Annotated in this window: 10 protein-coding genes and 1 pseudogene; 7 read left to right on the top strand and 4 right to left on the bottom strand. The window is 61.0% G+C overall.

What is annotated here, in order from left to right:
- Window positions 1-3: 3 nt before the first annotated feature.
- Genes odhB through lpdA form a run of 3 tightly spaced genes read left to right on the top strand, consistent with a single transcriptional unit; the run spans window position 4 to window position 3201 of the window.
- On the top strand, window positions 4-1362 hold the full coding sequence (odhB, locus tag DLM45_RS07495) for a 2-oxoglutarate dehydrogenase complex dihydrolipoyllysine-residue succinyltransferase (RefSeq protein ID WP_181336539.1): 1359 nt from the start codon (window positions 4-6) through the stop codon (window positions 1360-1362).
- A gap of 1 nt (window position 1363) precedes the next feature.
- Window positions 1364-1807: a VOC family protein gene (locus DLM45_RS07490; RefSeq protein WP_181336538.1), complete on the top strand. Its 444-nt coding sequence runs from the start codon at window positions 1364-1366 to the stop codon at window positions 1805-1807.
- Complete coding sequence (gene lpdA, locus DLM45_RS07485; RefSeq protein WP_181336537.1) at window positions 1804-3201, top strand: dihydrolipoyl dehydrogenase; 1398 nt, start codon at window positions 1804-1806, stop codon at window positions 3199-3201. Before DLM45_RS07490 ends, lpdA begins: the two co-directional genes overlap by 4 nt.
- A 4-nt stretch (window positions 3202-3205) precedes the next feature.
- Here the strand turns inward: lpdA and DLM45_RS07480 are convergent, their stop codons facing one another.
- The 4 genes from DLM45_RS07480 to fsa are packed head-to-tail and all read right to left on the bottom strand — an operon-like array spanning window position 3206 to window position 7382.
- Window positions 3206-4237 (bottom strand): TraB/GumN family protein, encoded by a 1032-nt coding sequence (locus DLM45_RS07480; protein ID WP_181336536.1) that lies wholly within the window; start codon window positions 4235-4237, stop codon window positions 3206-3208.
- 33 nt (window positions 4238-4270) lie between these two features.
- Window positions 4271-5242: a tyrosine recombinase XerC gene (locus DLM45_RS07475; protein WP_181336535.1), complete on the bottom strand. Its 972-nt coding sequence runs from the start codon at window positions 5240-5242 to the stop codon at window positions 4271-4273.
- A gap of 49 nt (window positions 5243-5291) precedes the next feature.
- Complete coding sequence (locus DLM45_RS07470) at window positions 5292-6713, bottom strand: FAD-linked oxidase C-terminal domain-containing protein (RefSeq protein WP_181336534.1); 1422 nt, start codon at window positions 6711-6713, stop codon at window positions 5292-5294.
- A gap of 12 nt (window positions 6714-6725) precedes the next feature.
- Entirely contained in the window at window positions 6726-7382 is a 657-nt protein-coding gene (gene fsa / locus DLM45_RS07465) for a fructose-6-phosphate aldolase (protein WP_181336533.1), read from the bottom strand.
- Window positions 7383-7485: 103 nt separating this feature from the next.
- Between fsa and DLM45_RS07460 the strand changes: the two genes are divergently transcribed.
- The 4 genes and pseudogenes from DLM45_RS07460 to DLM45_RS07445 form a co-directional block, all read left to right on the top strand.
- Complete coding sequence (locus DLM45_RS07460; RefSeq protein WP_181336532.1) at window positions 7486-9720, top strand: primosomal protein N'; 2235 nt, start codon at window positions 7486-7488, stop codon at window positions 9718-9720.
- A 168-nt stretch (window positions 9721-9888) separates the two neighbouring features.
- Window positions 9889-10839 (top strand): glutathione synthase, encoded by a 951-nt coding sequence (gshB, locus tag DLM45_RS07455; protein WP_181336531.1) that lies wholly within the window; start codon window positions 9889-9891, stop codon window positions 10837-10839.
- Window positions 10840-10866: 27 nt separating this feature from the next.
- A complete protein-coding gene (locus tag DLM45_RS07450) occupies window positions 10867-11376 on the top strand; it encodes a hypothetical protein (protein ID WP_246317212.1) in 510 nt (169 codons plus the stop codon).
- Between the two features lie 31 nt (window positions 11377-11407).
- Window positions 11408-12691 (top strand): annotated as a pseudogene (locus tag DLM45_RS07445) (YifB family Mg chelatase-like AAA ATPase); the annotation flags it as partial.
- Window positions 12692-12704 lie beyond the last annotated feature (13 nt).

The raw sequence follows: 12704 nt of genomic DNA, 5'->3' as shown, positions 1-12704 counted from the left end.
GAAATGTCGATCGAAATTCGCGTCCCCACGCTCGGAGAAAGCGTAACGGAAGCGACCGTCGGTAAGTGGTTCAAGACGACGGGCGAAACCGTCAATGCTGACGAACCGCTTGTCGAACTGGAAACGGATAAGGTCACGGTAGAAGTCCCCGCGCCGGCGTCAGGCGTGTTGGGCGACATTCTCGTGCAATCTGGGTCAACTGTTGCGGTCGGCTCGGTGCTCGCGGCACTGAATGAAGGAAAGGGCGGAGCAGCTGCTGCGCCGACGGCTGCACCGCAACCGCCTGAACCAAAACCGCAGCCTCAATCGCAACCCGAACCCAAACCTGCTCCCACGTCAGCGAAGGAGCCTGCTCCAGCCGCGGCCTCAGGCAGCGAGCCATCGCGCGAGGTTCCGCCGCCCACTCCTGCCGCGCTGAGAGCGATGATGGAAGCGGGCCTCGAACCGAGCGATGTGCAGGGTTCCGGCCGGCGCGGGCAGATCCTGAAAGAAGACATCGCAAACGCCCTCGCTGCCGCGGCGCCTCGCCAGGCACCGCCGCCGCCACCGCGTGCGCCGGAACCCGCCGCCGCGCAACAGACGGCGGTCGCGCTGAAGCAGACGCCAACGACCGAATTCAAAGCGATGCAGGATGCGCGGCTGCCATCACCCGCCAACGATGAAACGCGCGAAGAACGCCTCAAGATGACGCGGCTTCGTCAAACGATCGCGCGACGCTTGAAGGAAGCGCAGAATACGGCGGCTATGCTCACGACGTTCAACGACGTCGATATGAGCGCGGTGATGGCGTTGCGCGCGCAGTATAAGGACGCGTTTGAAAAACGGCACGGCGTCAAGCTGGGCTTCATGGGACTGTTCGTGAAAGCCTGCATCCAGGCGCTTCGCGACGTGCCGTCCGTCAACGCCGAAATCGACGGCGATGAAATCGTCTACAAGAATTACTACCACCTCGGCGTGGCAGTCGGCACCGAGAAGGGTCTCGTCGTGCCGGTCGTGCGCGACGCTGATCGATTGACGCTCGCCGAGATCGAACAGCAGATCCATGCCTTCGGTAAACGTGCACGAGATGGCAAATTGTCGATCGACGACATGCAGGGCGGCACATTCACAATCTCGAATGGCGGCGTCTACGGCTCGCTGATGTCGACACCGATCCTGAACGCGCCGCAATCCGGCATTCTCGGTATGCACCGTATCGAAGAACGCCCCGTCGTTCGCGGCGGACAGATCGTGGCGCGGCCGATGATGTATCTCGCGCTGTCCTACGATCATCGCATCGTTGACGGCAAAGAGGCTGTGACGTTCCTTGTCCGCGTCAAGGAATGCCTGGAGGATCCGCAGCGCTTCATTCTGGAGCTTTGACATGGCATTTGGCCCCAATCCGCCGCCGATCCAGGCGCACATCTGCGTGCGCGATGGCGTTGCAGCGCTCGCCTTTTACGAGAAGGCGTTTGGGGCCAAGATAACATTCAAGGCCATGGCCGAAGACGGTGTTCGCGTTTTGCACGCCAACATCGCCGTCTATGGCGGCGAGGTGATGCTGCACGACGAGTTTCCCGAATTTGGCGGCGATGTGATGGCGCCAACGACGCTCAATGGAACGACGTTCGCGATCAGCATCAATCTGCCAAAGCCAGCGGACGTCGACGCAGCAATCGCAATGGCATCTGAAGCGGGTGCTGACGTTCTTCTACCGGCTGGTGACGTTTTCTGGGGCGCCCGCTATGGTCGCGTGAAGGACCCGTTCGGACACGTCTGGGCATTCAACGCCCCGCTTGCAACCACCAGCGAAATCAAGGTCTCATGAGCTACGATCTGATCGTTATCGGCACCGGACCGGGCGGATATGTTTGTGCCATCCGCGCCGCGCAACTCGGTTTGAAAGTTGCGGTCGTCGAGAAGCGCTCCACACACGGCGGCACGTGCCTCAACGTTGGTTGCATCCCGTCGAAAGCACTGCTTCACGCATCCCACTCCTTCGCCGAGGCGAAGCACGGTTTCGCAGAGATGGGCATCGAAGTCTCGCCGTCCCTGGATCTGCCGAAGATGCAGGCATTCAAGCGCGAGGGCGTAAAAGGCAACGTCGACGGGGTCGCCTACCTGCTGAAGAAGAACAAGATCGATACTGTCTTCGGTACCGGCCGCATCGTGAAGTCCGGCCAGGTCAGCGTCACGGACAGAAACGGTGAAACGCAAACGCTGGAAGCCAAAGCGATCGTTATCGCGACGGGCTCAGACGTGACGCGTCTTCCCAATATTGAGATCGACGAAAAGCGCATCGTCTCTTCAACGGGCGCTCTGGAGCTTCCGGCTGTCCCACGTAAACTGCTTGTCGTCGGCGCAGGCGTTATTGGACTTGAACTCGGGTCCGTATGGAAACGTCTCGGATCGGAAGTTCTCGTCATCGAGTATCTCGACCGCATCCTGCCCGGCATGGATCGGGAGGTTGCGAAGGCATTTCAACGGATCCTTGAAAAGCAGGGCATCGCGTTCCGCCTGCAAAGCAAAGTCGCGGCCGTCGAAACCGGTCGGAGCGGCGTCGTGGCGAAAGTCGAACCGGCGGCTGGCGGCGTCGCAGAGTCGATCGAGGCAGACGTTGTTCTCGTCGCCGTAGGACGCGTTCCCTACATCGAAGGGCTGGGCCTGGCGGAAGCAGGTGTCGCGCTGGATGCCAAAAAGCGCATTCTGGTGGACGGCCATTTCCAGACAAGCACATCCGGAGTTTTCGCCATTGGCGACGTCATCGCCGGGCCGATGTTGGCGCACAAGGCTGAAGATGAAGGCATCGCCGTCGCCGAAATCATCGCGGGGAAAGCGGGCCACGTGAACTACGACGTCATCCCGAACGTCATCTACACCTCGCCCGAGGTTGCAAGCGTCGGCAAAACCGAAGAAGAGCTGAAATCCGCGGGCGTCGCCTACAACGTTGGTAAGTTTCCATTCACAGCGAACGGCCGCGCCAAGTCAATCCGCGCCACTGAGGGTTTCGTCAAAATTCTCGCTGACGCAACGACAGACCGCGTTCTCGGTGTCCACATCATCGGTCCGAGCGCCGGAGAGTTGATCGCTGAAGCGGCGGTCCTGATGGAATTCAGCGGCTCAGCCGAAGACCTTGCACGCACGTGTCATGCGCATCCGACCTTCAGCGAAGCGGTCAAAGAAGCGGCCCTCGCCGTGGCGAGCCGCGCAATCCATTTGTAATTGCTTACTCGACGGCAGTGACGGTGAAGCCCTGCTCGCGCAGCAGCGCAACGAGGCCCTTGGGGCCGGAAAGATGCAACGCGCCAATCCCGATGAAGGCTTTCCCCTTATCGAGAAGCGGCAAGGCGGCTTCGGCCATGCGCGCATTGCGATCGACCAGCAGCGCTTTTTGAAACCCGTCGAACGCGCTTGCAGGCGTTCCATGCTCGGCCGCCAACGCAATCTGAAACGGCATGGCAGCGGAAATTTTCCGGTTCAAGTACATCTGCACCAACGTTTCCATGAGGTCGTTGGAGCGATCGATATACTGGAGGCCAACCTTCAGCATGGCGACCTGTTCGTCGTCAGGTATCGATGCCATAGCACCGAGCTGGTCTTGAATCGTTTCGAGACCGACGACCTTGATGCCACGCCTCTCCGCTTCCGCACCAACCAGAAGATCGAGCACCTTAGCGCCTGACGCGACTTGTTTGCGCTCGCAATCGGATGTCGCCATCAACATGCTGACGAGCCACGGCTTCATCAAAGTTGACGCAGAATCGGGAAGCCCCGATTTCGAGACGACCTGCTGCACTTTCTTGAATTCCTCGGGCGATAGACGCGTGTCGAGCTTCGTTCCGTCGGAATAGACGAGCAGCGCACTGGCTTTCGCCATCGCTTCAGCCACGGCCTTGTCCGAGAGATCCGCCACTTCGAGTGCGACCGAGGTCGAATGCCCAATCGCATCCTTCGTCGCCGGAGAAAGCCGTGCGATGCGCGGATCAGAGAGATGCATCGTTCCGAGGAGATAAGACGGGTCAACGCCGGGCTTTTCAATTTTCCAAAGCACCGCCTCGCTGTTCGGCAAGGCGCCCGCTTCGTCCATCACAGTCTTGTATGCGGCGGGCGCGCGCTCGCTCATTTCGGCAAGCATGTCGACGCCGAGACATTTCGGAGGCGCGGTTTTTCCGTCCTGGAACGAAAAGGCAGCGAACACGAAAACCAGCGCGACAACCGCCGCTGCAGCGATCTCGGTCCGGTACTTTGTGATGCTCATCGGAGGTACTCGAAACGCATTGACGTTAACAGTTCAGGACCGCCCGGCCCTCGGATGCGCCTGATCGTAAACGGCCAGCAGACGCTCTCGATCTACTTCCGTATAGATTTGCGTCGTCGAAAGCGAGGCATGACCCAAAAGCTCTTGAATTTGTCGTAAATCCGCGCCGGCCGAAAGCAGATGCGTCGCGAAGGAATGGCGCAATGCGTGAGGCGTCGCGGTGTCTGAAAGTCCAAGTTCGCCCCGCAACCGCTCCATCAGCAATTGAACGATGCGCGGCGACAAAGGCCCCCCGCGCGCGCCCAGGAACAACGGTCCGTCTGCCGGAAGCGGATAGGCGCAGAGCCGGATGTATTCCGCGATGGCCGACGAGACGATGGGGAGAGCAGGCACCAGACGTTCGCGCCCGCCCTTGCCGCGAATGTGCATCACGTCTCGGCCGTCAACAGGCGCTGTCCGCGGTGTAAGGCTTAAGGCCTCGCTGATGCGCAACCCCGCGCCGTAAAGGAGCAGAAGCACGGCGGTATCGCGCGCGGCGACCCAGGGAATGTCGTTTTCGCCACGGTTCGCGACAAGAGAGGCCGCGCCATCAACGGTCAGCGGACGCGGAACGCCGTGGGGTATCTTCGGCAGTGCGATCGTGAGAACGGCACGGTTTTTCAGTGTGTCTTCTCGCTCGAGCCAGCGGAAGAACGTCCTCAACGCTGAGAGCGAACGCGCAAGGGAGCGCGAAACAACGCCCGACTTTCGCCGCGACGAAAGAAATCCGCGAAACGTCTTCGCGTCGACGCGGGCAAGATCGGCAAGGCAGGGCGCATGCCCAAGATGGCTTTTCAAATAGGTGAGAAATTGCCGAACGTCGCGCGCATAGGCGTCAATCGTGGCCGTGCTCTGGCCGCGCTCACCGCGCAAATGATCGAGCCATACCGCCACAGCGCGATCGAGATCGCCTCCGAGCGCAAGCTCATCGTCATCCACATTCGCCGTCGTGTCGCGCGGTGCCATGGATTAGAGCTGTTCGGCTTCGGTTAATGAAACGTTACCGACGCCCGTTCTACAGCAATTTGCCGGGATTCAGAATGCCATTCGGATCTAGAGCGCGTTTGATCGAGCGCATCACATCGAGTTCGACGGGCGACTTGTAACGCGTCAGCGCCTCTCGCTTCATCTGGCCGATGCCGTGTTCCGCAGAAATCGAGCCATCGAGTTCCGCAACGAGATCAAAGATTGCGTTCGACATCTCGTCCCAACGAGCGAGATAGTCCACGCGAGCCATGCCCTCCGGCTGGGTCACGTTGTAGTGCAGATTGCCGTCGCCGAAATGCCCGAACGGCACCGGCCGCGCGCCCGGGCAGATGCGCTCCACGACCGATTCTGCGCGCCGGAGAAATTCCGGAATGCGCGCAACAGGAACGGAGATATCGTGCTTGATACTGCCGCCGGCGCCTTTCTGCGCTTCGGAAAACGCATCGCGAAGACGCCAGAAATCGTCGCCCTGCTGGAGCGACGCGGCAATCACGCCATCACGGATGATGCCGTCTTCAAGTGCCGTCGCCAGCAGCGGTTCGAGCCAGCGCGCCGTGCTGAGCGTTTGCCCGTGCGAAAACTCAACCAGCGCGTACCACGGATGGCGTGCAGCAAATGGATCGCGTATTCCCGGCATGTAGCGGACTGCGAAATCCAGGGCGCGCTCAGACCAGAGCTCGAACGCCGTCAATGATTGTCCGGCCCGCGCTTCTGCCATGCGAAAAAAAGCGAGCGCCGCGTCCGGAGACGCAAGCGCGACGATGGCGACCTCACGCTCGACCGGTACGGGAAAAAGCTTCAACGCCGCCGCCGTAATAATGCCGAGCGTGCCTTCCGAGCCGATCAAAAGATCGCGGAGATCGTATCCCGTATTGTCTTTTTTCAGGCGTCTCAGGCCGTTCCAGACGCGCCCGTCAGCCAACACCGCTTCGAGACCAAGTGCCAGTTGTCGCGCGTTGCCGTAAGCGAGAACGGCCGTGCCGCCAGCATTGGTCGCCAGTGCGCCGCCGATCGTGGCGCTTCCTTCGGAAGCCAGACTGAGCGGAAAAAGTCGCCCTGCGGACTGCGCCGCCTCCTGCACCGCGCTGAGAGTTACACCGGCCTCAGCGACCATCGTGCCGCCCGCCGCATCGACGTCGCGGATGCGCGTCATGCGCGTGAGCGACAGCACAATCTCGGTGCCGGACTTCGAAGGAATCTGACCGCCAACAAGACCCGTATTGCCGCCTTGCGGAACGACGGCAACGCCTTCTGAATTCGCCAGCGCCAAGATGCGCGAGACCTCATCCGTCGAGCCCGGGCGCAGCACGACCGGCGTCTTGCCAGTATAGCGATCGCGCCATTCCCGAAGATAGCCCGCCTGATCGGCCGCACTCGTCAGCGCGTTTTGCGCGCCGACGATCTCCGCGAAACGGTCAATCAGGTTTTGAGATAAAGGCTTCAGGAACACGTCACCCGCCGGTTAAACGATCGTCTGTCCGGTTTTCTTCCAGTCGCTCACGAATGCGGTGAGTCCCGCGTCCGTCAGCGGATGTTTCACCAACGCCTTCAGAATAGACGGCGGTATCGTCGCAACATCAGCGCCGATCAGGGCCGCTTCCTTGACGTGGTTCACCGTGCGGATGGACGCGGCGAGAATATCGGTCGAAAGGTCCGGGTAATTATCATAGATCGTGCGAATCTCACGGATGAGATCCATGCCGTTAAGCCCGATATCGTCGAGCCGGCCAATGAACGGCGACACGAACGTCGCGCCAGCCTTCGCCGCGAGCAGCGCCTGATTCGCCGAAAAGCACAGCGTGACGTTCACCATCGTGCCGTCGCTCGTCAGCGCCTTGCACGCGCGCAGGCCGTCCAGCGTCAGCGGCACCTTGATGGTGACGTTCTTGGCGATTTTTCGAAGCACGTCGGCTTCGCGCATCATGCCATCGTATTCCGTGGCCGCCACCTCAGCCGAAACCGGGCCGGGCACCACGTCGCAGATCTCCTTCACGATTTCCTTGAAATCGCGACCCGCTTTGGCAATCAGAGTAGGGTTGGTCGTCACGCCGTCCAGCAGACCCGAAGCCGCCAACGCCTTGATCTCGGTCACGTCGGCAGTATCGACGAAGAATTTCATTTCTTTCTCCTGAGCACGTCCCTTAAGTCTCGGCTTGCCTTTGGTGCGCCGCAACTTGGGACGAACCTAGCATGTGCCAGTCTTGGAGAAAGCTTCTAGTCCGTTGAACGTGCCTTTGGATAGCCTACTCGATATCTCGGATAATAATCCGCCCTCCGGCCTCAGAAGCGTGCCGGTGCTGATGCCTGTCGCCTTGGATCAGACTTACGACTATCTGGTGCCAGATGGCTTTGATGTGGCGCCGGGCGCGTTTGTCCTGGTGCCGTTTGGCCCGCAAACGCGGATCGGCATCGTGTGGGACGAACCGCGCGGCAACGCCAAACCCGTCGATCCTGCCAAGATGAAGACGGTAACGAGCCGGATCGACGCACCGCTGCTGCCCGAAATTTCGATGCGCTTCGCCGAATGGGTGGCCAGATACACGCTGGCGCCGCTCGGCATGGTCGCACGCATGATGATGAGCGCCGATCAGGCGTTCGAGCCGCCGAAGCACCGGTTCGGCGTTCAAATTGTTGAAGGCGCCGCGCTCCCGTCAAAAATGACTCCCGCCCGCACACGCGTGCTGGAGATCGCCGCCGACGGTCTGGTGCGCGCCAAATCCGATCTCGCGAATCTTGCGGCGTGCTCGACGGCCGTTGTCGATGGCCTCGCGGCGGCGGGAGTCCTCGTCGAAGTCGCGATACCCGAACGCGCGTTCCCCTGGCCCAACCCGAAGCACGCGGAAACCGAATTCACGCCGGAACAGACTCGCGCCGTCGAATCTTTGCGCTCTGCTGTCGATGCCGGAAACTTTTCGACAACGCTGCTGGACGGCGTCACAGGGTCGGGCAAAACCGAAGTTTACTTCGAAGCAGTGGCGCGCGCGCTGGAAGCTGATCATCAAGCGCTCATCATGCTTCCAGAAATTGCGCTGACGAGCCAGTTTCTCGATCGCTTTGCCCGGCGGTTTGGCGCGCCGCCCGTTGAATGGCATTCGGCGTTGAGTCCGGCCGAGCGTGGCCGCATCTGGAAAGGCGTAGCGCGGGGCGATGTTCGCTGCGTCGTCGGTGCGCGCTCAGCGCTGTTCCTTCCGTACGCAAATCTCGGCCTCGTCATTGTCGACGAAGAGCATGACCAGGGTTTCAAACAGGAAGACCGCGTTCACTATCAAGCGCGCGATATGTCCGTGGTTCGCGGCAACCTCGGAAAGTTTCCAGTCGTCCTCGCATCCGCGACGCCATCGATCGAAAGCCACGTCAATGCGCTTATCGGCCGATATCGCCACGCCGTATTGCCGGGGCGTTTTTCCGGTGTCGCAATGCCGGACGTTTCGTTGATCGACCTGCGCGCTCAGAAACTCGAAACGGGCAAATGGCTGGCGCAAGGCTTGGCCCAAGCCGTAACGGAAACGCTCGAAAAAGGTCAGCAATCGCTTCTGTTTCTGAACAGGCGCGGCTATGCGCCGTTGACGCTTTGCCGATCCTGCGGGCATCGGCTCGAGTGTCCGCAATGCACGGCTTGGCTCGTCGAACACCGCTTCAAGAAAAAGCTCACTTGCCACCATTGCGGGTTCTCGCTCGCTCTTCCCGAGAAATGTCCGAAGTGCGCGGAACCGGGGTCACTCGTCGCGTGCGGACCGGGTGTTGAGCGCGTCCAGGAGGAAGTCGCTGCACGCTTTCCAGACGCTCGTGTTGCGCTGCTCTCCTCGGATCTCATACCCGGCCTACCGGAAATGCGCGAGATCATCCGCGGTATCGAAGCCCGCGAATTCGACATCATCATCGGAACGCAGATTGTCGCCAAGGGTCACAACTTTCCGGGCCTCGCACTCGTCGGCGTGGTGGACGGCGACCTCGGCTTAGCGCACGGCGCCGATCCGCGCGCGGCGGAGAGAACGTTCCAGCTGCTGCATCAGGTGACGGGGCGCGCCGGACGAACGAGCTTCGTCGGCCGTGGCCTCGTGCAGACGTACTCGCCCGATCATCCCGTCATGCGCGCAATCGTTGCGGGAGATCGCGACGCTTTCCTCAATTACGAAGTCAAGACGCGACAGAACGGATTGCTTCCGCCCTATGGCCGGCTCGCGGCAATCCTCGTTTCAGCGCGCGACAAGGCGCTGACGGAGGTAACCGCGCGGGACATCGCACGCCGCGCCCCGCAATCAGAAACGATCTCGGTTCTGGGGCCTGTCGAGGCGCCCATTGCGATCGTTCGCGGCCGCCACCGTTGGCGGCTTCTCATCAAAGCGCCGCGGGAGGCCGATTTACAGGGCTATCTGCGCGCATGGGCTGGAACCATTCCAAAGCTTAAGAGCGACGTTCGGATCACGGTCGATATCGATCCCTACAATTTCCTCTAACGTGTCCGCGCGCCCGCAGCCGCGATCCGGTTGAATCCGTTTGCCATATGCAAAAATCGAGGTGTTGCCGCGAGCGTGCCGCCATTTCGCATTGGCCGCAAATCGGTTACCACGGACCCCGGCCCGGCACCTCGGCGCCGATACGATGCACACGACTGAAAGCGACCAATGCCCCTGCGTATCGCCGTTCAAATGGATCCAATCGACCGCATCGATATTGGCGGCGATTCGACGTTCGCAATCCTTCTCGAAGGTCAGAAGCGCGGGCATGAGATTTTCTATTACACGCCGCCGAACCTCTCGCTTCTCGGCGGCCGTCTCCTTGCACGCGGTGAAACGCTAAAGGTCGAAGACCGTCACGGCGCACATTACGAAGTCTCCAATCCCCGCATCGAAAATCTCACAGATCTTGACGTCGTGCTTCTGCGTCAGGATCCGCCATTTGATATGGCGTACATCACGACGACGCATCTGCTCGAACGGATTCATCCCGAAACGCTCGTCGTCAATGACCCCGCGCAAGTCCGCAACGCGCCGGAAAAATTGTTTGTGCTCGACTTCCTCGACCTGATGCCGCCGACGCTCGTCACGCGCTCGCTCGCCGACGTCGCAGCATTCCGCACCGAGTACAAAGACATCATCATCAAGCCGCTCTACGGCAACGGCGGCGCCGCTGTCTTCCGCATCGCGCCGGACGATGGAAATCTTGGCTCACTCGTCGAGCTCTTTCAGACGGTCTTCCGCGAACCATTCATGGTTCAGCAGTACCGTCCTGAGGTGAAACAGGGCGACAAGCGCATCATTCTGGTCGATGGCGAAATCGCCGGCGCGATAAATCGCGTACCAGCTGCGGGCGAAACACGCTCGAACCTGCACGTTGGCGGCAAGGCAGCACCGACCGATCTCACCGAGCGCGAACGCGAAATTTGCGCGCGGCTCAAACCGGAATTGAAGCGCCGGGGGCTCATTTTTACCGGCATCGACGTTATCGGACCGTATCTCACCGAGATCAACGTCACGTCGCCAACCGGCATTCGTCAGGTCAAGACGTTCGGCGGAAACGATATCGCCGCGATGATTTGGGACGTCATTGAAAGCAAGAAATCCGGCGCCGACTGAGCGACCAAAGAAAGGCTCCGCCAGCACATGCAATCGAACACCTTCCGAAAGCTCGCGGGTTCGCTTCTATTCGCGGCGACGTGTGCCGTCACAACGATAGCGCCCATCCCCTCGGCCATCGCCGTAACGGCTGGCCCCTTCGACGCCGCTCTCGGGCGATGGATCGGCCAAGGCATGCTCGGCCTGAAGGCAAGCGCTCCCGAGCGCGTCAAATGCCGCGCCACCTACATTCAAAGCGATGCGCCGAATGAGATGAAGCAGACGATCCGCTGCGCAACGTCCGGCGGCAGCATCGAGGTCGTCAGCAATCTCATAGAGTCGGGCGGCAAGCTGACCGGACACTGGAAAGAAACGATCCATAACTTCGAAGGCGACCTGACGGGTGACGTCACGCCGAAAGGCTTCAAGATTGTCGTCCAAAGCAAAGATGTGACGGCAAACATGGACATCATCATCATGGGCACTAAGCAGGTCGTCGAGATTCAATTCATCAACTCGTCGCTGATCGGCCTGTCCCTGATCATGGCGAAGGGATAAGCCCTTGCCCGCCCCGCGCCTCTGACGCCATCTGCCGATCGTTTTGGCAATGATGTCGGCCATGGAAGCCGTCGCGCCGGACGCCATTGCGCCGTACGTGGCGATCGGAGAGCTGGCGCTAGATGGATCGATCCGCGCAGTGCCGGGCACCCTGCCCGCTGCCATTGGCGCGAACGCGCTTCGCAAAGGCCTGATTTGTCCCGCCGCGTCCGGGCCGGAAGCCGCCTGGGCGAGCGAAGACCTCGATATCCTGGCGCCGGAGCATCTCCTGTCGCTCGTCAATCACTTCAAAGGCACGCAGACCCTGTCGCGGCCACGGCCGAACGTCATGCAGGCGGACGCGGCTCTCGCCGATATGCGTGACATCAAAGGGCAGGAAACGGCGAAGCGCGCGTTGGAAATCGCCGCCGCTGGCAACCACAATTTGCTGATGGTCGGTCCACCCGGATCTGGCAAGTCGATGCTCGCGTCGCGACTGCCATCGATTCTGCCGCCGCTACAACCCGAAGAGATCCTCGAAGTCTCGATGGTGCATTCGCTGGCGGGCGAACTGGTCGGCGGCAAGCTGACGACGGCCAGGCCGTTCCGCGCGCCGCATCATTCCGCCAGTATGGCGTCCCTCGTCGGCGGCGGTTCGCGGCCTCGCCCTGGAGAAGTTTCGCTCGCGCATCTCGGCGTGCTCTTTCTCGACGAGCTTCCAGAGTTTCAGCCGAATGTCCTCGATGCGCTTCGCCAGCCGCTCGAAGCGGGCGAAACGGTCATCGCCCGTGCCAATCATCGGATATCCTATCCCTCGCGCATCCAGCTCATCGCAGCGATGAACCCATGCAAGTGCGGCGGCAGCGTCGGACAAGCTTGTCGACGTGGTCCACGTTGTGCCGATGATTATCAGGCGCGCGTCTCGGGACCACTTCTTGATCGCATTGACCTGCAGATCGAAGTCCCGGCCATCTCCGCGGCTGACTTGGTGCTTCCGTCGCCGTCGGAAGGCAGCGCCGAAATCGGTATCCGTGTTGCGGCCGCACGCGACCGTCAGCGAACGCGCTATCAAAAACTCGGCGTCAAGGGCACGCGCACAAACGCGGAATGTTCGCCCGCGTTGCTCGAACAAACCGCGATGCCGGATGAGGCTGGGCTCGCACTACTGCGCCATGCGGCGGAAGCGCTGGGCCTGTCGGCGCGAGGGTTTCATCGCACGCTCAAGGTGGCGCGGACCATCGCCGATCTTGAAGGCTCCGACGGCGTTGCCCGTGCTCACATCGCTGAAGCTTTGAGCTATCGCGGCGAAACGCTACGCCGCGCACGCGCAGCATAAAAAGAAAAAGCGC

The organism is Hyphomicrobium methylovorum, assembly GCF_013626205.1.
Taxonomy (GTDB): domain Bacteria; phylum Pseudomonadota; class Alphaproteobacteria; order Rhizobiales; family Hyphomicrobiaceae; genus Hyphomicrobium_B; species Hyphomicrobium_B methylovorum.
This window is presented reverse-complemented; position numbering and strand designations above follow the sequence as displayed.